Source organism: Stenotrophomonas sp. 28608_Sma, from assembly GCF_056486185.1.
On sequence record NZ_CM151308.1, the window covers coordinates 1,603,924 to 1,623,207 of the forward strand.

Below are 19,284 nucleotides of genomic sequence, written 5' to 3' on the forward strand. Positions count from 1 at the left end.
GGTTGCCCATGCATGTGTACAGCAGGCGTCGAACCGCCACCGGCTTCACCCTGATCGAGCTGATGATCACCGTGGCCGTGGTTGCCATTCTTGCTGCCATCGCGTTGCCTTCGTACCAGGCCTATGTGCGCAAGGCCAATCGTGCCCAGGCCAAGGCCGATCTGGTCGAGCTGGCGCAGATGCTGGAACGGCGGCATACCGTGGAGAACACCTACGCGGGCATGACGCTGCCGTTCTCGCAATCGCCACGCGACGGTACCGCCAGATACACGCTTTCCTATGTGGGAACGCCGAACGGCACCTCCTTTACCCTGCAGGCGGCACCGACCGAGATCCAGAAGAAGGACGACTGCGGCACACTGAGCCTGGACCAGGCCGGACGGAAGACGCCCAATGCCAGCAAGGGGCCTGGATGCTGGTAAAGGGCAGGCCTTTGGGCGGCATTGCAGAAAAGGCTTGCACTCCCCTGCAAGCGCTGGCTAAAATGCGCACCCCGCCCGAATAGCTCAGCCGGTTAGAGCACTTGACTGTTAATCAGGGGGTCGTTGGTTCGAGTCCAACTTCGGGCGCCAGATTCGAGAAAGCCGCGAGAAATCGCGGCTTTTTTCGTTTTTTGCGATGGCGCTGCGGACTTCAGCAGGCGGTGGGCCTTGGCGGGCGCTGGCTCCTGACCCGTCCGGGGACGCTGATGATGACGCGGCTGTGCTCCTGTCCATCCACGCACAACACGATGGACTGGTTGGTACCGGCATTGCGGCCGTCGGGCCGGAACCGCACGTCGGGTCGATGATCGCTGGTGTGCAGGTCGACATGACGCTGGCGTGTCCCGTGCACGCGCAGTTCCCTTGCGGCGGCGGTCGCGCTGTTGGCCGGTTCGACCTGCACCCGCCAGCCTTGGCTCCATGCCTGGTCACACATCATGCCGTCCGACGATCCGCAGACCGTCACGCGGCGGCGTTCGGTGATGGCGGCACTGCGCGCCATCGACAGGCTGGCGACCAGTTCGGCGCGCAGCGCTTCCGCCTGGAAGTGCCGCAGCGTGCGTTGCCAAGGGCCCCAGGCCAACGCCAGCAGGACCGACAGCACCATGACGGCGACCAGCAGCTCGATCAGATGGAGCCCGCGGTGGAGCCGGGCAGGGCGAAGACGATGAGGCATGCCTCCAGCCTCGACGTACGCCGGGGCATTCACCATCAGGCACCGCCGCGCTCACCTGCCCGGAAACCCCTCAGCGGGCCGTCACTCCATGCCCCGTATACTCACTACTCCCGGGAACTGGCACCACCATGAGCGACCGTTTTGAACTCGTCTCGCCGTACTCGCCGGCGGGCGACCAGCCTGATGCCATCGCGAAGCTGACCAGCAACTTCGAAGCGGGCATCGCCAAGCAGACGCTGCTGGGCGTGACCGGCTCGGGCAAGACCTACACCATCGCCAACGTCATCCAGAACGTGCAGAAGCCGACGCTGATCATGGCGCCGAACAAGACGCTGGCGGCGCAGCTGTATGGCGAGTTCAAGGCGTTCTTCCCGCACAACGCGGTGGAGTACTTCGTCAGCTACTACGACTACTACCAACCGGAAGCCTACGTGCCATCGTCGGACACCTTCATCGAGAAGGACAGTTCGATCAACGAGCACATCGAGCAGATGCGGCTGGCGGCGACCAAGACCCTGCTGTCGCGCCCGGACGCGATCGTGGTGGCGACGGTGTCCGCGATCTATGGCCTGGGCGCGCCGGAAGACTACCTGTCGCTGCGCCTGATCCTGTCCAAGGGCGAGCGCATCGACCAGCGCGACCTGATCAACCACCTCACCCAGCTGCAGTACACGCGCAACGAATACGAGCTGCAGCGCGGTACCTTCCGCGTGCGTGGTGAAGTCATCGACGTGTTCCCGGCCGAGTCGGACAGCGAGGCGCTGCGCCTGGAGCTGTTTGATGGCGAGGTCGAGAAGATCACGTTGTTCGATCCGCTCACCGGCGAGACGCTGCGCAACATGCAGCGCTTCACGGTCTACCCGAAGACCCATTACGCCACCACGCGCGAGCGTGTGCTGGCGGCGATCGAGACGATCAAGGTCGAGCTGAAGGAGCGCCTGGAGCAGCTGTACGCGCAGAACAAGCTGGTGGAGGCGCAGCGCCTGGCGCAGCGTACCCAGTTCGATCTGGAAATGATGGCCGAGGTCGGCTACTGCAACGGCATCGAGAACTACTCCCGGCACCTGACCGGCAAGAACGCCGGCGAACCGCCGCCGACGTTGTTCGACTACCTGCCAGCCGACGCGCTGCTGGTGATCGACGAATCGCACGTGACCATTCCGCAGATCGGTGCCATGTTCAAGGGCGACCGTTCGCGCAAGGAGACGCTGGTCGAGTTCGGGTTCCGGCTGCCCTCGGCGCTGGACAACCGGCCGCTGCGCTTCGAGGAGTGGGAAGAGCGCTGCCCGCGCAGCATCTATGTGTCGGCCACGCCAGGCCCCTATGAGTACCGCGAGGCCGGTGACGAGATCACTGAACTGGTCGTACGCCCCACCGGCCTGATCGACCCGGTGGTGGAGATCCGCCCGGTGGGCACCCAGGTTGACGACCTGATGAGCGAGGCCAACGCGCGCATCAAGGCCGGTGACCGTGTGCTGGTCACGACGCTGACCAAGCGCATGGCCGAAAACCTCACCGAATACCTGACCGAGCACGGCATCCGCGTGCGCTACCTGCACTCGGACGTGGACACGGTCGAGCGCGTGGAGATCATCCGCGACCTGCGCCTGGGCAAGTTCGATGTGCTGGTGGGCATCAACCTGCTGCGCGAGGGCCTGGACATGCCCGAGGTGTCTCTGGTGGCGATCCTGGATGCCGACAAGGAGGGCTTCCTGCGCTCGACCGGCTCGCTGATCCAGACCATTGGCCGTGCCGCCCGCAACGTGCGTGGCAAGGCGATCCTGTATGCGGACAAGATCACCCGTTCGATGCAGGCGGCGATCGACGAGACCGACCGTCGTCGCGCCAAGCAGGTCGAGTACAACGAGCAGCACGGCATCGTGCCGCGCTCGGTGGCGCGTCCGATCACCGACGTGCTGGAAGGTGCGCGCTCCGATGCGGCCGAGAAGGAAGCAAAGAAGGGCAAGGGCAAGGGCAGGCCCGGCGTTGCCGAGGAGGGGAGTGACTATCGATCGCTCAGCCCGGCACAGCTGGCGTCCCGTCTCAAGGCGCTGGAGCAGCAGATGTACCAGCACGCCAAGGACCTGGAATTCGAGGATGCCGCCCGCGTGCGTGACCAGATCCGGCAGCTGAAGGAAGCGAGTCTGGGCTGAACGCGGCAGTGCAGCATCTTCTTCACAAAAGTGTTGCGCTTCACGGCCGGCATCCGTAATATACGCGGCCTGCACCGACGCAATCGCGGACGTTCAGAAGCAAAATCGGGCGGTTAGCTCAGCGGTAGAGCACTACCTTGACATGGTAGGGGTCACAGGTTCGAACCCTGTACCGCCCACCACGAAGTCCCTGGAAAGGGGCTGTCGTGAACTGCAAAGCCCGGCCCTGGCGCCGGGTTTTTACGTAGCAAGGCCAGCTTTCGGGCGGCAAGAACAAGATGGGCGGTTAGCTCAGCGGTAGAGCACTACCTTGACATGGTAGGGGTCACAGGTTCGAACCCTGTACCGCCCACCATCTGGCTCCCGGCGTTGCCGGTGCAGCGGTGGATGACGACGGAAGCCGGCCTTGTGCCGGCTTTTCTTGTTTCAGGCATCGATCACGGTTCCACATGGTCAGCGTTGCACGACCAGGTCTTCGACGCTGATCATCCGCTGCAGCTTCCAGTGACCGTCCACGCGCTCCCAGAGCTGGGCGACGCGAACCGTCGCACGCGTGGGCTGGGCAACGCCGGGTTCGTGTTGCAGGGGCTGGTTGGCCAGCCTCAGGACCCGGTCCTGGCGCAGCCGGTAAAGCAGCAGGGAGGGCGAACCGCAATCCTGTCGTACGACGTCCGGCTGCTGGGTTTCGGCACGCAGGATCTGGCTGCGAAGGGCCTCTTCAGTGGGCCCGTTGCCAGCGCCGAACAGGCTGGAGAGCAGCAGCATCAGGGCAAGCATCGGCATGGCACGGTGCTCCAGCGGGAAAGTGCACGCAGGCTGGCATGACATGTGGGGTGCTGCAGCCGGCCTGCGACGAAGGCCGGAATTGAACCGCCAAAGACGGCCGGGGGGCGATGAATCCGGGCCGTGCAGGCGTAGACTCCGGTCTACCGCGCAATCGCGCCGTCACTGCAAGGAGCTGCCGCATGAGTGATCACGTTCCGGTTTCCCGGCCCAATCCCATCATCGAACTGCTGTTCGGCGGCAACATGCTGGAGGGTACCTTCAAGGCGGTGATCTGGGTGGCCCTGCTGGCGGCAGTGCTGGCGTGGACCACGTTCCGCTGAGTCTTCCCGCTGCCCTGCGGCACCGGCGGCGTCGCTGGCCTGCGCTCAGGCGCTGAAGGCCTGGCGCAGGCTGCGCAGCGTGGCCTGGCGATGTTCCTTTGCGGTCGCTTCGCCCATCTCCAGTTCCTGCAGGCGCAATCCCACCAGCGTCATCGACAACGCGTAGCCGCGTGCCGCATCGGCAGCACGCGAAAGGCCCAGTGCGCGGCGCGTCAGCGCGTTCACGTGTTCCAGGTCGGGCAGCAGCCCCAGGTAGACGCGCTCGGCGCTGTCCAGGTCGGGGGCACGCAGGATCGCGTGCGCTTCAGCAGCAGGGGAGACGGAGGCCATGGGGGGTCCTTGTCCGTTGCGGGCGCTCGATCAGAACGAGCGCATCAGGGAAACGAAGGCCGACGTCTGCGTACCGCGACGGGCCATCGGGCTGTCCTTTACTGCATCGCCGAACCACTGGTTGGCGACGACGCCGGTCGCGCGCCACTTCGTGCCCAAGGGCGTGCTGACTGCGATCTGCAGGCTCGGTGATGTCGCGCTGCCCGGGTTGTAGGCGGCAAGTCCCGAGCGCAGCGCTTCTTCGTCGGTGATGCCGTAGTAGTAGTCGAGCAGGCGCGCACTGGAGTGCACCACGCCGACCTTGGGCACCCAGGTGAAGCGACCGGCCTGGATCGGATAGCTGTAGTGCAGGCGCGACTCCATGCCACCTCCGTGCCCGGTGACCTCGCGCATCACGCTGGCCTCGACGATGCCCCAGTCGGCGCTGTACTCACCGTTGATGCCGGCCATGGCCGACATCTGCCGGCTGTGCAGGCGACGTAGTTGAGGATCGTTCACGTCGTCGGTCTTGAAGCGCAGCGTGTAGGGCGTGACTGCCGCCGACAGGCGCAGGCCCTCGCGCTTGTACAGGTACATGCCCAGCGAGCTCGGGCTGGCGAAGAAGCGCTCGCCCTGCCAGGCAATGGACGGTACGACCAGCGGCTTGACGTCGTAGTGGGCGTACGCCCCCGAGGTCGCGCCGGCACTGATACCGGCCTGCACGCCCGGGTTCCGGTCGGCGGCGTGGGTGATCAACGGCAGGCCGATGGCAGCGGAGAACAGCAACGGGCGCAGCAGGGTCGGGGACAGCGACGGCATCGATCAACCACTTTGCGGGGGATGGCTGTGCATGGTGCGGGTACAACATTGTCAGAACATTGCGCCTTCGCAACTGGCACACGAAGACGCCCAAACCTGGCGCCAGGCACTATGATCGGCACCGTTTCCGGTAGCCGAGCCCCTGATGCGCATTCTCCTGGTCGAAGACGATCCCGATCTGTCCCGAGCCCTGCAGTCGGGCCTGGAGCGGCAGGGCGTGGTCGCCGACGTGGTCGGCAGCCTGGCCGAAGCTGCGGTTGCGCTGCGCGAGCCGGTGCATCAGCTGATGCTGCTGGACCGTCAGCTGCCCGATGGCGATGGCGTGGCTTTCGTCGCCACCGCACGCGCGCTGCGCCCGAACCTGGCGGTGATCATGCTGACGGCCAAGGGCAGGTTGTCGGACAAGGTCGAGGGCCTGGATGTCGGTGCCGACGACTACCTGGTGAAGCCGGTGGCGATCGAGGAGCTGATGGCGCGGATCCGTGCTGTCTCGCGGCGGCCCTCTGCCATGGTGACACCGAGCCTGCATCTGGGCCGGCTGGAATTCGACTTCGAATCGCTGCAGGCACAGGTGGAGGGCCAACCGCTGGCGCTGCCGCGGCGCCAGGTGCTGGTGCTGCAGGCACTGGCGATGCGCCAGGGGCGCACGGTCACCCGCACGGCACTGGAGGCCGCGGTGTACGGCTTCGACGATGAGATCCAGTCCAATGCGCTCGATGCGCACATTTCCAAGCTGCGCAAGGCGCTGCAGCAGGCCGGGGCGGGCGTTGAAATCCATGTGATCAGGGGCGTCGGCTACCTGCTGGCGGAGGCCTGAGATGGCGCGTCCGACACGTCCGATCCGTTCCATCACGCTGGGGTTGGCCTGGCGGTTGTTCCTGGCGCAGGCCTTCACCGTGCTGTTCGCCGTTGTTGCGCTGATCCTGACCTGGGGCGACAAGGACACCTGGGGCATGGACATGTTCATGGCCGAAGCCGTGGCCAAGGCCGTGCACAGTGAAGGCGGGCGGTTGGTGCTGGACCAGGCGCGCTGGAACAAGCTCGACGCCGAGGCCGGGGGCAACCTCTGGTTCGCGGCGGTCGACGACAAGGGTGTCTGGCTGGAACGCGGCACGATTCCGGCGATCCACGCCCCGCTGCTCGCGCGCCTGCCGACGTTGGGTGCCACCGAACTCGGCTCGCTGGTGCCGCCGTACCTGGACGTGGCGCGGGTGATGATCCGCAAGGAGGACGGGCGGCGCATCACGGTGATGGTGGGTGGGGCGCCGAAGGGCGGGTTGCTGGACGGTGCGCTGATGGTGCTGCGCCTGATCGGGCTGTGGTTTTTCCTGCCGCTGATCGTGATCACGCTGCTGGTCATGCCGACCGTGATCCACCGCGCGATGCGCGGCGTGCGCCGCTCCGCACAACAGGCCAAGGAGCTGGATATCGGCCAGCCGGGGGCGCGTCTGGATGCGCAGCTGGTGTCGACCGAGGTCGCACCGCTGGTGGAAGCCTTCAACGACGCGATCGACAAGGTGCAGCAGGGGTATGCCGCGCGTGACAAGTTCCTCGCCGATGCCGCGCACGAACTGCGGGTGCCGATTGCAGTGGTGCAGGCGCGCCTGTCGCAGTTGCCGCAGGGCGAGCTGAAGTCGCAGCTGCTGACCGACGTGGCGCGGCTCGGTAACGTTGCCGAGCACCTGCTTGACCTGCAGCGACTTGATCGTAATGTCGGCGCACTGCAGCGGCTGGATCTTGCGTTGCTGGTGCGCGAAGCGGCCGCCGATCTGGCGCCGCTGGTGGTGGGTGCCGGTTACGGCTTCGAAGTGGATGCACCCGAGATGCCAGTGTGGATCCATGGCGACAGCCTGGCGCTGGGGCGGGTGATCGCCAACCTGGTGCACAACGCCATCGTCCACGGCGGCGGACGCGGCACCATCTGCGTGCGCCTGGATGCACGTGGCCTGCTGGAGGTCAGCGACCAGGGCGCCGGTATTCCGGTGGGCGACCGTGAAGCGATCTTCGAGCCGTTCCATCGTCTGCGCGCAGCGGGTAGCGGCAGTGGCCTGGGCCTGCATCTGGTGAAGGAAATCGTGCAGCATCACGGCGGTTCGGTCAGTGTCGGTGAGGCGGCTGGCGGTGGTGCCAGCTTCCGGGTCAACTTCCATCGCGGTAGCGTCCGCCGCTGACGCCAATACGGGCTAAAGCCCGATAGGCACGCTGCTGCCCCGGCGGCAGGCTGGGGTGATGGTCGCCGAACGATCCGCTCCACCGCTGTTTGGCAGTGGTTGTGCCGCCGGTCTAGTGCTGGGTGCGCTGGCCTGCGTGCAGCTGCCGGTGCTGCCGCCGCTGTGGCTGTGCATGCCGTTGGCCATTGCCAGCGCCACAGGCTGGATCGTGCCTTGGCGCGGCCGCGCCTGGACGGCTGCGCTGTTCGGCCTGTCGTGGGCGGCATTGCACGGACACTGGGTCCTGCGGGGCCAGCTTCCACCCGGAGGGCCCGCGCAGGACGTGCAGGTCCTTGGCCGAGTGGTTGATCTTCCACACAGTGGCCCCGGCTATACCCGTTTCGTGTTGAAGGTCGACGAGGCCGATGCGCTGCCCTCGTTGCGTGGCAAGCGCCTGCAGATCACCTGGAACGATCCATGGCGTGGACCGCCTGCGAGCGGCACCGATGGTGGGCGTCATGCGGTTCAAGCTGGCGCGTACTGGGAGCTGTCGCTGCGGGTGCGGGCACCACGCTCGCGGATCAATCCTGGCGGCTTCGACGGCGAACGCCATGCATTGCTGCGCGGCATTTCCGGCAATGGCACGGTGCGCGACCCCGGCGCTGCGCGTGAGCGCGCGCCTGCGCAGGGCCTGCCGGCCTGGCGCGAGCGCAGCAGTGACGCCATCGCCACCCAGGTGGCCCATCCTGCCGCTCGCTTCGTACAGGCGCTGGCACTGGGCGATACCCGCGGCTTGTCCGATATCGACTGGGAACACCTGCGCGCGCTGGGCCTGACCCATCTGGTCGCCATCTCCGGTTTCCACGTGGGCGTGGTGGCTGGCTTCGGTGTACTGCTGTGCCGCGTGTCGTGGTGGCTATGCCCGGTGCTGGGACGGTTCTGGCCTCGGCCGCAGGCGGCGGCATGGGGCGCGGCGCTGGCCGCAGCCGTCTATGCCGTGGCCGCCGGCGGCGCGCTTCCAACAGTGCGTGCGGCGCTGATGATCGGGCTGGTGGCACTGGCCCGTGCCGGGCGTCGCCCGGTGGGTGCGGGGCAGGGACTGGCCCTGGCCGCGATGGTGATGCTGCTGCCGGCGCCGCTGTCGGTGCTGTCGGCCGGCTTCTGGCTCAGCTTTGGGGGCGTGCTGTGGCTGCTGTGGTGCCTGCCACGAACCGGGCCGGACGGCGTCGGTGGGGGCCTGCGCGGCTTTCTGGCCGCCCAGGGCGTGGCCAGCCTCGGCCTGTTGCCGCTGTGCGTAGCCCTGTTCGGCGGCACCGCGCGCTTGGGGCCGCTGGTCAATCTGCCGATCATTCCGTGGTGGACCCTGCTGGTGGTGCCGTTGTCGCTGCTGGGTACCGGCCTGCACGCGTTGCAGGATGGCGCCGGGCGCTGGGCATGGCGCGCCGCCGCCTGGCTGTTCGAGCTCAGCTGGCAGGCCCTGCAGCCACTGGCGCTGCACCCGCAGGCGATGTGGTGGCTGGCCGAGGCACCGCGCTGGGCGGTGCCGGCGGCAGTGGCGGGGGTGTTCTGGTGGCTGCTGCCACGCGGCGCTGGCGGTGGCCTGGCAGGCCTGCTGCTGTGCCTGCCGCTTCTGTGGCCCGCCCGGCATGCACCGGCTGAAGGCGAACTGGAGCTGCTGGTGCACGACGTAGGGCAGGGCACCGCGGTGCTGGTGCGTACGGCGCGGCACGCGCTCTGGTACGACGTGGGGCCGCCGACCGGCGGCGACGGCAACGAACGCATTCTGGTCCCGGCCCTGCGCGCGCTCGGACAGGGGCCGCCCCAGCAGGCGATGCTCAGCCATGACCATCTTGATCACACCGGCAGCCTGCCGAGCCTGCGAAGGCAGCTGCCCGGGCTGCAGCTGCTGGCGCCACCGGGCAGCACCATCGCCGGCGCTGCGCCCTGCCAGCAAGGGATGCAGTGGCAGTGGGACGGAGTTGATTTCCAGGTCCTGCACCCGGCACCGGGCAGCCGCCAGGCCGAGAACGAGGACAGCTGCGTGCTGCGCGTCGCCAGCCGTCACGGCGTGGTCCTGCTGCCTGGCGATATCGGCCGCCCGGCCGAGCAGGCGCTGCTGAAGGCATACCCGGCAGCGCTGAAGGCGGATGTGGTGCTTGTGCCGCACCATGGCAGTGGCGGCAGCTCCAGCGCGCCGTGGGTGGCCGCCGTGGCGCCACGGCTGGCGGTGGTCTCGGCCGGGCACCGCAACCGCTTCGGGCACCCGCGCCAGGACGTGGTCCAGCGCTGGCAGGCGCAAGGGGCCGAGGTACTGGCCACGGCCGATTCCGGGGCGATCCGCATATGGCTTGGCGCACAAGGGCTGCAGCTGCGTGAACAGCGCATCCACGCATCCCGGTGGTGGGATGCCGCTGGGCGGGCGCGGTCGGCTGCTATCCTATCGCCGATCGAACAAGCGGCCGTTGGGCCGGAGGGTTGAAACGTGTGGGAACTGGTCAAGGCCGGTGGCTGGCCGATGGTGCCGCTGCTGCTGTTGGGCGTACTGGCTTTGGCGATCATCCTGGAGCGTTTCTGGTCCCTGCGACGTACTGAAGTGCTGCCGCCCGGCCTCGGCCAGGAAGTGCGCAACTGGGCGGCACGCGGCAAGCTCGACCCCGCCCACCTGCAGACCCTGCGTGCGAACTCGCCGCTGGGCGCGCTGCTGGCCGCCGCGCTGGAAGCACGCAACCGCCCGCGCGACCAGATCCGCGAGCGCATCGAAGACACCGGCCGCCACCTGGTGCACCGCATGGAGCGTTTCCTCAACGCGCTGGGCACCATCGCATCGGCCGGGCCGCTGCTGGGCCTGCTGGGCACGGTGATCGGTATGATCCAGATGTTCCTGGGCATCCTCGACCATGGTGTGGGTGATGTGAACCAGCTGGCCGGTGGTATCGGCAAGGCGCTGGTGTGCACCGCCACCGGCATGATCGTTGCCATTCCAGCACTGATGTTCCACCGCTACTTCAAGGGCCGCATCCACGGTTATGTGGTAGAGATGGAGCAGGAAGCCAGCGCGCTGCTGGATACGCTGGATGGCCGCCCCGGCGTGATGAACCCTGCTGCTGCCACGCGCCCGGCCGGCGCGGCCACGGCGAAGGCCTGATCGATGCGTATCGGCAACGACCGATCCCAGGATGAGCCGCATATCGACCTGGTGCCACTGATCGACGTCATCCTGGTGCTGATCATCTTCTTCGTGGTCACCACCACCTTCGATGCGCGCTCGACACTCCAGGTGGAGCTGCCTACGGCCAGCCAGCAGCCCAGCAATGAGCCGCCGCGCTCGTTGAGCGTGCTGATCAACGCCGAAGGACGCTACTTCATCAATGACCAGGAAGTGCTGCGCAGCGACGTCGAGTCGGTCAAGCAGACCATCGCGGCCGTTGCCGGCAGCGACCGTACCCAGCCGGTGCTGTTGCGTGCCGATGCCCGCACGCCCTATCAGGCCGTGGTGACCGCGCAGGATGCGCTGGGTCAGCTCGGCTTCCGCCGTATTGCCATTGCAACAGCACCCGAGGTGCGTCCATGAGTTCCAAACACGCGCCGGTGTGGCCGATCTACAAACGTCTGCTGGGATACACCCGTGCCTACTGGGGCATGATGGTCGCCGCCGTCATCGCCATGGCGGTGGAGTCGGTAGCCGGCTACCACTTCACCAAGCTGATGGAGCCGCTGGTCAACCGTGGCTTCGTCAATCCCGAACCGAAAATGGCGGTGATCCTGCCGCTGACCATCCTTGGCCTGTTCCTGATGCGCAGCGCCGCCACCTGGGTGAGCGACTACGCGCTGGCCAAGACCGGTCGCAGCGTGGTGCGCGACCTGCGTGAACAGGTGCTGGCCAAGTACCTGCACCTGCCGTCCTCGCATTTCGATACCGAATCGACGCCGGTGATGGTCAGCCGCCTCAACTTCGATACCGAGCAGGTCACCCAGGCCAGCGCCGATGCGCTCAAGACCGTGGTTGCCGACACCCTGACCATCATCGCCATGCTGGCGGTGATGCTGCAGATGAGTGTCAAGGTGACCGTGGCCATGCTGGTGGTGGTGCCGATGATCGGCGTGATCGTGTCTTACGTGGGCAAGCGCTACCGGCGCATCAGCCGCGGTATCCAGGACGGCATGGGCACGATGGCGCAGACCGCCGAGCAGTCACTGGCGGCCCAGCAGGAAGTGAAGGTGCACGGCACCCAGCAGCATGAGATGTCGCGCTACTCGCGCCTGGCCAACCGCATGCTGGCGCTGAACATGAAGGTGGAAATCACCCGTGCCGGTGCCTCCAGCGTGGTCCAGTTCCTGGCCGCGCTGGCGCTGGCGGTGATCGTCTGGGTTTCGACCCGTGAAGCACTGGCAGGGCGCCTCAATGCCGGCCAGTTCATGGGCCTGATGATCTCGATGACGGCGATCATCCCGTCGCTGCGCCGCCTGACCAGCGTGCAGTCCTCGATCTCCCGCGGTGTGTCCGCCGCCGAGCGCCTGTTTGACATCCTCGACATGCCGGTCGAGCGCGACGAAGGCCGCAACACGGTGCAGCGCGTGCGTGGCGAACTGGCCTTCGAGCACGTCATGCTGCGTTACCGCGAAGACAGTGGCATCGCCCTGGACGACATCAGCTTCGTGGCCAAGCCGGGTACGGTCACCGCCATCGTTGGTCGATCCGGCAGCGGCAAGACCAGCCTGATCCGGCTGGTGCCGCGCTTCTACGAACCCAGTGGCGGGCGCATCACCCTCGACGGGGTGGCACTGGACGACTATCCGCTGGCCGACCTGCGTCGCCAGGTGGCGATGGTCGGGCAGAAGGTCATGTTGTTCGACGACACCATCGGCGCCAACATCGCCTATGGCATGGACGCGACCGATGAACAGATCCGAGCGGCAGCTGAAGCCGCGAATGCCTGGGAGTTCATCGCACGCATGCCGCAGCAGCTGCAGACCCCGGTGGGCGAGAACGGCGCGCTGCTGTCTGGTGGCCAGCGCCAGCGCCTGGCGATCGCCCGTGCGATCCTGCGCGACGCGCCGATCCTGATCCTCGATGAAGCCACCGCAGCGCTGGACAACGAATCGGAGCGCCTGGTGCAGGACGCGCTGCAGCGATTGATGCCCGAGCGCACCACGCTGGTCATCGCGCATCGCCTGTCGACCATCGAGCATGCAGACCAGGTGCTGGTGATGGACCACGGTCGCATCGTCGAGCGCGGTACCCACAAGGAGCTGCTCACCATGGGTGGCCTGTACCAGCATCTGCACAGCATGCAGTTCCGCGAAAGGCAGGACTGATGGCCGGCAAGGGTACCCAGACCCCGCCGTACTGGTACGACGGCACCCCGGTTCCGTGGGCGATGCGCCTGCTGGCGCCGCTGTATGCCGGCGTCACCGCGCTGCGCCGGCGCGCCTATCGGCGTGGCTGGCGCAAGCGCTACACGCTGCCGGTGCCGGTCATCGTGGTTGGCAACATCACCGCCGGTGGAACTGGCAAGACGCCGCTGACCATCGCGCTGGTGGAGCGCCTGCGTGCCGCCGGTTGGAAGCCGGGCGTGGCCAGTCGTGGCTACGGCCGCGAAGATGCCGACAAGCCGCTGTGGGTAAAGGCCGATACGCCGACCGCCAAGGGTGGCGACGAGCCGGTGCTGATTGCCTGGAAGACCGGCGTGCCGGTGCGCGTGGACAGTGATCGTGTTGCAGCCGGCAAGGCGCTGATCGAGGCCGGCTGCGACGTGATCGTCTGCGACGACGGCCTGCAGCACTACCGGCTGGCACGCGACATCGAGATCGAGGTGGTCGATGCGCAGCGCCGCTACGGCAATGGCCGGATGATTCCGGCCGGGCCACTGCGTGAGCCGGTCAGCCGCGCCAGCGAGTGCGATTTCCGCGTGGTCAACCTCGGCCAGGCCGATGAGGAGACTGCAGCACAGGCCTGCGGCTTCGGCCAGTGGCCGATGGCCCTGCACATCGACAGCGCACAACCGCTGGCCGGTGGCCGTGCCCGTCCGCTGTCGTATTTCAAGGGCCAGCGTGTGCACGCCGTGGCCGGCATCGCCCACCCGCAGCGCTTCTTCGACATGCTGCGCGCGCGTGGCATCGGTGTCGTGCCGCATGCCTTCGCTGACCATCAGGCCTATCAGCCGCAGGACCTGTCCTTTGGCAGCCAGCTGCCGGTGCTGATGACTGAAAAGGACGCGGTGAAATGCCGCGCGTTCGGCAATGACTGGTACTACGCGGTCCCGCTGCGCGCCGAGCTGCCTGCCGCATTCTGGGTGGCGCTGACCGACCGCCTGGACAAGCTGCGACCGAACTGAGTGGCGCGGCGGCGCTTGCATTCATGCGCCGCCGGCCGCATTCCCGTTGTAACGAGCCTGCCGAGTACCGCCCCATGACCGAATTCGTCGTCGCCATCCCGGCCCGCTATGCCGCCTCGCGGCTGCCGGGCAAGCCGCTGCGCCCGCTGGGCGGTGAGCCGCTGGTGCTGCACGTGGCGCGTCGCGCGCTGCAGGCCGGTGCCGGCGAGGTCTGGGTCGCCACCGACGATCAACGCATTGCCGACGCACTGTCCGGGCTGGCCGAAGTAAGGGTGGCGATGACTGCGACCTCGCATGCGTCCGGCACCGACCGCCTGGCCGAGTGCGCGCGCATCGCCGGCTGGGCCGATGACACCGTCGTGGTCAACCTGCAGGGCGACGAGCCGTTCGCACCGGCGGCGGGTATCCGCGCGGTGGCCCAGGCACTGGTTGAAGGCAATGCGCCGATGTCGACCCTCGCCACGACCGTCGAAGACGCGCATACCCTGTTCGACCCGAACGTGGTGAAGCTGGTGCGCAACGTGCGCAACGAGGCGATGTACTTCAGCCGCGCCCCGATCGCCTGGCACCGCGATGGCTTTGCACGCAGCCGTGACACGCTGCCGGCCGGTCACAACTGGCTGCGCCACATCGGCATCTACGGCTATCGCGCCGGTTTCCTGCAGCAGTTTGCGGCGATGCCGCCGGGCCAGCTGGAGCAGATCGAATCGCTGGAACAGCTGCGCGTGCTGGAAGCGGGTTTCCCGATCAGCGTGGCGATCTCGCCCGAACCGTTCCCGCCGGGCATCGACACGCCCGAGGACCTGGAACGCGCCGAAGCATTGCTGCAGACGCTGGCTGCCCGATGAAGCTGCTGGTCGTCTGCCTCGGCAACATCTGCCGTTCGCCGATGGCCGAAGGTGCGCTGCGCGCGCGCCTGGACGCCTCGCCGCTGGCTGGTCGGGTGCAGGTCGATTCGGCCGGCACCGGCGACTGGCATGTGGGCGAGCCACCGGACCGGCGAGCGATCGCCTGCGCGGCCGGGCATGACGTGGACATCGGCGGCCTGCGCGCGCGCCAGCTGCAGGTCGCGGATTTCGACCGTTTTGACTGGATCCTGTGTGCCGATGAGGCCAATCTGCGCGATGCCGGTCGCTTGGCCACACCCGCCCAGCGCGAACGCCTGGCGCTGTACCTGCCGTGGTCCGGCGGGCAGGGCAGGGGTGCGATCCCGGACCCGTACACCGGCGGCAGTGAGCATTTCGAACAGGTCTGGACATTGGTCGACGATGCTGCAAAACGTGCCGTGGCACGACTGTTGCATGACGCCGACTCCGGCATAATCGGGCCATGAACGTCCAGCCCGTCCCGGACCTGCCCGAGTTCGCCACCTGGCTCAATGCCACCCCCTGCACCCTGACCGAACTGCGCGGTCGGCCGGTGGCGCTGTTGTTCGTCAACGCGGCTTCCGCCTGGAGCGCGCAACGCCTGGCCGAGTTCGGCCAATGGCTGTCGCGCCACCCCGGCAAGCTGCAGCCGCTGGTGCTGCAGGTGCCGCGCTTCGATTTCGAACGCGAGGCCGGCGCCGCATTGAAGCTGCTGCGTCGCCAGGGCCTGACGATGCCGGTGCTGCTTGATGCCGACTGGGATGGCTGGCGCCGCTTCGGCATCACCGCCTGGCCGACCCTGGTGCTGCTGGATGCGCAGGGCCGCGAACAGCAACGGCTGGTCGGGCAGGGTGCACCCGGTGAGCTTGAGCGTGCCTTGAACGCGCTGTGCGAGGGCGCACCGTCGGCGCCGCCGCGCGGCGGCAGCGAACTGCATCCGGAACCGCGCCAGGCGCTGCGCTTCCCGCTGGGCCTGGCAGTCAGTACCGAACGCCTGTACATCGCCGACAGCGGCCATCACCGCATCCTCGAATGCAGCCACGGTGGCCGCATCCTGCGCCAGTTCGGGCTGGGCACCGCCGATTTCATGGACGGCAACCTCGCCGAAGCCGCGTTCCACCGCCCGCAGGCGCTGGTGCTGGAGCGCGATTCGCTGTACGTCGCCGACACCGGCAACCACGCGGTGCGCCGCATCAACCTGTTGACCGGGATCGTCGATACCCTGTGTGGCAACGGCCGTCCCGGTGCGCCGGTGGAAGGCCCGGTCGCGCAGGCGCGGCAGGTTGCGCTGGACCATCCGGTCGGCCTGGCCATCGCCGACAACCAGCTGCACATCGCGATGGCCGGCGACAACCGCATCTGGAGCTACCACCTGGGCCAGCGCAGCCTGCAATGGCGCGCGGGCAGTGGTTCCATCGACGAGCGTGATGGCAGCGGGCATCTGGCCGCCTTCGCCCAACCCACTGCGCTGGCCGTGGTGCAGCAGGTGCTGTACGTGGCTGATGCCTTGGGATCTTCAGTGCGTGCACTGCAGCTGCGTGGCGACCTGGTGCAGACCCTGGTCGGGCAGGGGCCCTGGCGCTTCGGCAGCGAAGACGGTCCGCGTTCGGACGCCAGCCTGCAGTTCCCACAGGCCATCGCGCTGAGCCCGGATGCGCCGCTGTTGTGGATTGCCGATACCGGCAACGGCCGCCTGCGCACGCTGCGCCTGGGCGGTGGCGAACTGACCACCCAGCCGTTGCCACGACGCCTGCATGGCCCGGCGGGGTTGGCGGTAGGCGCCGGTGCGGTGTGGATCGCCGAGACCGACGCCCATGCCGTGCTGCGATTCGACCCGGACAGCGGCGTGCTCAGCGAAGTCCCGATCAGCGAATGACAGACGTTCCCGCCCCGGCCTTCGACGGCAAGGCCTTCGCGGCCCAGCTCAGTACCGCCCCTGGCGTGTACCGCATGTACGCCGCCGACGACACGTTGCTGTACGTGGGCAAGGCGCGCGCGCTGCGCAACCGTGTCGGCAGCTATTTCAACGGCAGCCCGAAGAACGCGCGAATCATGTCGATGATCTCGCAGATCACGCGCATGGACGTGACCGTGACGCGCTCGGAAGCCGAGGCGTTGCTGCTGGAAAACCAGCTGATCAAATCACTGTCGCCGCGCTACAACGTCTCGCTGCGCGACGACAAGACCTACCCCCATGTGCTGCTGACCCGCGAGGATTGGCCGCGCATCGCGCTGCATCGCGGCCCGCGCGCCATTCCCGGCCGCTACTTCGGGCCGTATCCAGGCGTCACCGCAGTGCGCGAAACGCTGAACCTGATGCACAAGCTGTTCAAGCTGCGCAGCTGCGAGGACAGCGTGTTCCGCAACCGCTCGCGGCCGTGCCTGCAGTACCAGATCGGCCGCTGCAGCGCGCCCTGCGTGGAGCTGGTGCCGGCGCCGGACTACGCCGAATCGGTGCGTCGCGCCGCACTGTTCCTGGAAGGCAAGAGCGACGAGCTGACCCGCGAACTGGGCGAGCAGATGCAGGCCGCCAGCGAGGCACTGGAGTTCGAGCAGGCCGCGCGCCTGCGCGACCTGATCTCCTCGCTGCGCAGCATGCAGACCCGCCAGTACGTGGATGGCCGTGCCGCGGATCTGGACGTGCTGGCGGTGGCCATGCAGGGTTCGCAGGCCTGCGTGCTGCTGCTGGCCTTCCGCGATGGCCGCAACCTCGGTACCCGCCCGTTCTTCCCACGTACCAATGGCGAGGAGAGCCCGGAGGAAGTGCTGGCCGCGTTCGTCTCGCAGTACTACATCGAATTCGAGCCGCCGCGCGAGATCCTGCTGGACCGCGAGATTCCCGACGCCGACCTGCTGGTCGCCGCGCTGTCGGCCTCGGCCGAGCGCAAGGTGCAGCTGAAGTGGAACGTGCGTGGCGAACGCGCCGGCTATGTGGAACTGGCCAGCCGCAACGCGCAGCTGACCCTGGCGACCGAACTCAACAGCCGCAACGCGCAGCACGCGCGCAGCGATGCACTGCGCGACATGCTGGGCCTGGCCGAGCCGGTCAAGCGTGTTGAATGTTTCGATATCAGCCACACCATGGGTGAGGCCACCGTGGCCTCATGCGTGGTGTTCGACGCCGCCGGTCCGGTGCGCGCACAGTACCGCCGCTTCAACATCAGCGGCATCGAGCCGGGCGACGACTACGCCGCCATGCGCCAGGCCATCGACCGCCGTTTCCGCCGTGCAGTGGAAGAGCAGGGCGTGCTGCCGGACGTGCTGCTGATCGACGGCGGCGCCGGCCAGTTGGCCCAGGCCCAGGCCGCGCTGGCCGACCTGGGCGTGGAAGGCGTGTTGCTGGTGGGCGTGGCCAAGGGCGTGGAACGCCGCGCCGGCCACGAAGCGCTGGTGATGCCCGATGGCCGCGAGCTGCGCCCGGGCGCGGCCAATCCGGCGCTGCAGTTCATCCAGCAGGTGCGCGACGAGGCGCACCGCTTCGCCATCACCGGCCATCGCGGCCGCCGCCAGAAGGCGCGGATGACCAGCAAGCTGGAGGACATTCCCGGTATCGGGCCGCGCCGCCGCGCCAGCCTGCTCAAGCATTTCGGCGGCCTGGTGGGCCTGAAAGCCGCTGGTGAAGCGGAAATCGCCAAGGTGGAAGGCATCAATGACGCCCTCGCGGCACGTATCTACGCTAACCTGCACGGGTTGGCCACGCCTGATGCGGCCGAGTAGAGAGAGAAGCACGCAAGCATGAAGTTGACCCTGCCCACCTGGCTGACGTTGTTGCGGATCGTGATGATCCCGGTGCTGGTGCTGGTGTTCTACCTGCCCTACACCTGGACCAACTTCGCTTCGGCGGCGATCTTCGGCCTGGCCGCGATCACCGATTGGCTCGACGGCTGGATCGCACGCCGTTACCAGCTGGAATCGGCCTTCGGTGCCTTCCTCGACCCGGTCGCGGACAAGCTGATGGTGGCCGTGGCACTGTTCCTGATCGTGCAGGGTCACCCGACGCCGTGGATGGCGTTCTGGGCGGCGGTGATCGTTGGTCGTGAAATTGCGGTATCGGCGCTGCGCGAATGGATGGCCGAACTCGGCCAGCGCGCCAAAGTGCGCGTGGCGATGATCGGCAAGGTCAAGACCACCGCGCAGATGGTCGCGCTGCTCTGCCTGCTGTATTCGGTGGCACCGAACGTGCCGGTGGAAGACATCTGGATGGGCTGGCCGGTGTTCCACATCGGCGACTGGACCCTGGCGATCGCCGCGGTGCTGACCTTGTGGTCGGGCCTGCAGTACCTGCACGCCGCCTGGCCGAGCCTGCGTGATGACGAGCGCGCGGCGCGCGAGCGTGCGCGGCAGAAGAAGCTGGGCAACTGAGCCCCGGGGTCGGATCCCTTTCCGCA

The 19,284-nt window shown here is 67.5% G+C and carries 19 protein-coding genes and 3 tRNA genes; 18 read left to right on the forward strand and 4 right to left on the reverse strand.

Going from position 1 to position 19,284, the window contains the following annotated elements:
* Positions 1-8: 8 nt before the first annotated feature.
* Together ACZLHH_RS07295 and ACZLHH_RS07300 are read left to right on the forward strand one after the other, a co-directional pair.
* Positions 9-422, forward strand: coding sequence for a type IV pilin protein (locus tag ACZLHH_RS07295; protein ID WP_049399924.1), 414 nt, complete (start codon positions 9-11; stop codon positions 420-422).
* 73 nt (positions 423-495) lie between these two features.
* Positions 496-572: transfer RNA gene (locus ACZLHH_RS07300), tRNA-Asn, on the forward strand.
* A 61-nt stretch (positions 573-633) separates the two neighbouring features.
* Here ACZLHH_RS07300 and ACZLHH_RS07305 read toward each other — a convergent pair.
* Complete coding sequence (locus tag ACZLHH_RS07305; protein ID WP_258014065.1) at positions 634-1,194, reverse strand: GspH/FimT family pseudopilin; 561 nt, start codon at positions 1,192-1,194, stop codon at positions 634-636.
* Between the two features lie 92 nt (positions 1,195-1,286).
* On the opposite strand from ACZLHH_RS07305, the gene uvrB reads away from it, so the two are divergent.
* The 3 genes from uvrB to ACZLHH_RS07320 all read left to right on the forward strand — a co-directional run bounded on the left by uvrB (position 1,287) and on the right by ACZLHH_RS07320 (position 3,666).
* Complete coding sequence (gene uvrB, locus ACZLHH_RS07310; protein WP_032128896.1) at positions 1,287-3,311, forward strand: excinuclease ABC subunit UvrB; 2,025 nt, start codon at positions 1,287-1,289, stop codon at positions 3,309-3,311.
* A 107-nt stretch (positions 3,312-3,418) separates the two neighbouring features.
* Positions 3,419-3,493: transfer RNA gene (locus ACZLHH_RS07315), tRNA-Val, on the forward strand.
* A 98-nt stretch (positions 3,494-3,591) separates the two neighbouring features.
* Positions 3,592-3,666, forward strand: a tRNA-Val gene (locus tag ACZLHH_RS07320).
* Between the two features lie 98 nt (positions 3,667-3,764).
* Here ACZLHH_RS07320 and ACZLHH_RS07325 read toward each other — a convergent pair.
* Positions 3,765-4,094 (reverse strand): hypothetical protein, encoded by a 330-nt coding sequence (locus ACZLHH_RS07325; protein WP_180844474.1) that lies wholly within the window; start codon positions 4,092-4,094, stop codon positions 3,765-3,767.
* A gap of 182 nt (positions 4,095-4,276) precedes the next feature.
* On the opposite strand from ACZLHH_RS07325, the gene ACZLHH_RS07330 reads away from it, so the two are divergent.
* On the forward strand, positions 4,277-4,417 hold the full coding sequence (locus ACZLHH_RS07330) for a hypothetical protein (protein ID WP_165929929.1): 141 nt from the start codon (positions 4,277-4,279) through the stop codon (positions 4,415-4,417).
* 45 nt (positions 4,418-4,462) lie between these two features.
* Here ACZLHH_RS07330 and ACZLHH_RS07335 read toward each other — a convergent pair whose 3' ends face one another.
* Both ACZLHH_RS07335 and ACZLHH_RS07340 read right to left on the reverse strand, forming a co-directional pair.
* A complete protein-coding gene (locus ACZLHH_RS07335; RefSeq protein WP_032128898.1) occupies positions 4,463-4,747 on the reverse strand; it encodes a hypothetical protein in 285 nt (94 codons plus the stop codon).
* A 30-nt stretch (positions 4,748-4,777) separates the two neighbouring features.
* Positions 4,778-5,545, reverse strand: a complete 768-nt coding sequence (locus ACZLHH_RS07340) for a MipA/OmpV family protein (RefSeq protein WP_180844473.1) — start codon at positions 5,543-5,545, stop codon at positions 4,778-4,780.
* A 145-nt stretch (positions 5,546-5,690) separates the two neighbouring features.
* On the opposite strand from ACZLHH_RS07340, the gene ACZLHH_RS07345 reads away from it, so the two are divergent.
* The 12 genes from ACZLHH_RS07345 to pgsA all read left to right on the forward strand — a co-directional run bounded on the left by ACZLHH_RS07345 (position 5,691) and on the right by pgsA (position 19,258).
* Positions 5,691-6,362, forward strand: a complete 672-nt coding sequence (locus tag ACZLHH_RS07345) for a response regulator transcription factor (RefSeq protein ID WP_032128900.1) — start codon at positions 5,691-5,693, stop codon at positions 6,360-6,362.
* Between the two features lies 1 nt (position 6,363).
* On the forward strand, positions 6,364-7,716 hold the full coding sequence (locus ACZLHH_RS07350) for a sensor histidine kinase (RefSeq protein ID WP_049462677.1): 1,353 nt from the start codon (positions 6,364-6,366) through the stop codon (positions 7,714-7,716).
* A gap of 58 nt (positions 7,717-7,774) precedes the next feature.
* Entirely contained in the window at positions 7,775-10,174 is a 2,400-nt protein-coding gene (locus ACZLHH_RS07355) for a DNA internalization-related competence protein ComEC/Rec2 (RefSeq protein ID WP_180844472.1), read from the forward strand.
* A 3-nt stretch (positions 10,175-10,177) separates the two neighbouring features.
* On the forward strand, positions 10,178-10,840 hold the full coding sequence (locus ACZLHH_RS07360; RefSeq protein ID WP_019337175.1) for a MotA/TolQ/ExbB proton channel family protein: 663 nt from the start codon (positions 10,178-10,180) through the stop codon (positions 10,838-10,840).
* A gap of 3 nt (positions 10,841-10,843) precedes the next feature.
* Entirely contained in the window at positions 10,844-11,266 is a 423-nt protein-coding gene (locus tag ACZLHH_RS07365; protein WP_032128903.1) for an ExbD/TolR family protein, read from the forward strand.
* Complete coding sequence (gene msbA / locus ACZLHH_RS07370) at positions 11,263-13,011, forward strand: lipid A export permease/ATP-binding protein MsbA (protein ID WP_032128904.1); 1,749 nt, start codon at positions 11,263-11,265, stop codon at positions 13,009-13,011. The genes ACZLHH_RS07365 and msbA overlap by 4 nt, the downstream gene beginning before the upstream one ends.
* The gene (lpxK, locus tag ACZLHH_RS07375) at positions 13,011-14,030 is read left to right on the forward strand and encodes a tetraacyldisaccharide 4'-kinase (RefSeq protein ID WP_049462675.1); all 1,020 of its coding nucleotides are present in this window, start codon (positions 13,011-13,013) and stop codon (positions 14,028-14,030) included. Before msbA ends, lpxK begins: the two co-directional genes overlap by 1 nt.
* Positions 14,031-14,104: 74 nt before the next feature.
* Positions 14,105-14,878, forward strand: coding sequence for a 3-deoxy-manno-octulosonate cytidylyltransferase (gene kdsB, locus ACZLHH_RS07380; RefSeq protein WP_071228380.1), 774 nt, complete (start codon positions 14,105-14,107; stop codon positions 14,876-14,878).
* A complete protein-coding gene (locus ACZLHH_RS07385) occupies positions 14,875-15,363 on the forward strand; it encodes a low molecular weight protein-tyrosine-phosphatase (RefSeq protein ID WP_180844471.1) in 489 nt (162 codons plus the stop codon). Before kdsB ends, ACZLHH_RS07385 begins: the two co-directional genes overlap by 4 nt.
* On the forward strand, positions 15,360-16,772 hold the full coding sequence (locus tag ACZLHH_RS07390) for a hypothetical protein (protein ID WP_180844470.1): 1,413 nt from the start codon (positions 15,360-15,362) through the stop codon (positions 16,770-16,772). The genes ACZLHH_RS07385 and ACZLHH_RS07390 overlap by 4 nt, the downstream gene beginning before the upstream one ends.
* Positions 16,769-18,613, forward strand: coding sequence for an excinuclease ABC subunit UvrC (gene uvrC / locus ACZLHH_RS07395; RefSeq protein WP_132809760.1), 1,845 nt, complete (start codon positions 16,769-16,771; stop codon positions 18,611-18,613). Before ACZLHH_RS07390 ends, uvrC begins: the two co-directional genes overlap by 4 nt.
* A gap of 18 nt (positions 18,614-18,631) precedes the next feature.
* The gene (gene pgsA, locus ACZLHH_RS07400; protein ID WP_012510614.1) at positions 18,632-19,258 is read left to right on the forward strand and encodes a CDP-diacylglycerol--glycerol-3-phosphate 3-phosphatidyltransferase; all 627 of its coding nucleotides are present in this window, start codon (positions 18,632-18,634) and stop codon (positions 19,256-19,258) included.
* The last annotated feature ends 26 nt before the right edge of the window (positions 19,259-19,284 follow it).

Bases quoted from the DNA above. Each gene is read 5' to 3' on its own strand.
- ACZLHH_RS07295 (WP_049399924.1), top strand. From the start codon at position 9: ATGCATGTGTACAGCAGGCGTCGAACCGCCACCGGCTTCACCCTGATC.
- ACZLHH_RS07305 (WP_258014065.1), bottom strand. From the start codon at position 1,194: ATGGTGAATGCCCCGGCGTACGTCGAGGCTGGAGGCATGCCTCATCGT.
- uvrB (WP_032128896.1), top strand. From the start codon at position 1,287: ATGAGCGACCGTTTTGAACTCGTCTCGCCGTACTCGCCGGCGGGCGAC.
- ACZLHH_RS07325 (WP_180844474.1), bottom strand. From the start codon at position 4,094: ATGCCGATGCTTGCCCTGATGCTGCTGCTCTCCAGCCTGTTCGGCGCT.
- ACZLHH_RS07330 (WP_165929929.1), top strand. From the start codon at position 4,277: ATGAGTGATCACGTTCCGGTTTCCCGGCCCAATCCCATCATCGAACTG.
- ACZLHH_RS07335 (WP_032128898.1), bottom strand. From the start codon at position 4,747: ATGGCCTCCGTCTCCCCTGCTGCTGAAGCGCACGCGATCCTGCGTGCC.
- ACZLHH_RS07340 (WP_180844473.1), bottom strand. From the start codon at position 5,545: ATGCCGTCGCTGTCCCCGACCCTGCTGCGCCCGTTGCTGTTCTCCGCT.
- ACZLHH_RS07345 (WP_032128900.1), top strand. From the start codon at position 5,691: ATGCGCATTCTCCTGGTCGAAGACGATCCCGATCTGTCCCGAGCCCTG.
- ACZLHH_RS07350 (WP_049462677.1), top strand. From the start codon at position 6,364: ATGGCGCGTCCGACACGTCCGATCCGTTCCATCACGCTGGGGTTGGCC.
- ACZLHH_RS07355 (WP_180844472.1), top strand. From the start codon at position 7,775: ATGGTCGCCGAACGATCCGCTCCACCGCTGTTTGGCAGTGGTTGTGCC.
- ACZLHH_RS07365 (WP_032128903.1), top strand. From the start codon at position 10,844: ATGCGTATCGGCAACGACCGATCCCAGGATGAGCCGCATATCGACCTG.
- msbA (WP_032128904.1), top strand. From the start codon at position 11,263: ATGAGTTCCAAACACGCGCCGGTGTGGCCGATCTACAAACGTCTGCTG.
- lpxK (WP_049462675.1), top strand. From the start codon at position 13,011: ATGGCCGGCAAGGGTACCCAGACCCCGCCGTACTGGTACGACGGCACC.
- kdsB (WP_071228380.1), top strand. From the start codon at position 14,105: ATGACCGAATTCGTCGTCGCCATCCCGGCCCGCTATGCCGCCTCGCGG.
- ACZLHH_RS07385 (WP_180844471.1), top strand. From the start codon at position 14,875: ATGAAGCTGCTGGTCGTCTGCCTCGGCAACATCTGCCGTTCGCCGATG.
- ACZLHH_RS07390 (WP_180844470.1), top strand. From the start codon at position 15,360: ATGAACGTCCAGCCCGTCCCGGACCTGCCCGAGTTCGCCACCTGGCTC.
- uvrC (WP_132809760.1), top strand. From the start codon at position 16,769: ATGACAGACGTTCCCGCCCCGGCCTTCGACGGCAAGGCCTTCGCGGCC.
- pgsA (WP_012510614.1), top strand. From the start codon at position 18,632: ATGAAGTTGACCCTGCCCACCTGGCTGACGTTGTTGCGGATCGTGATG.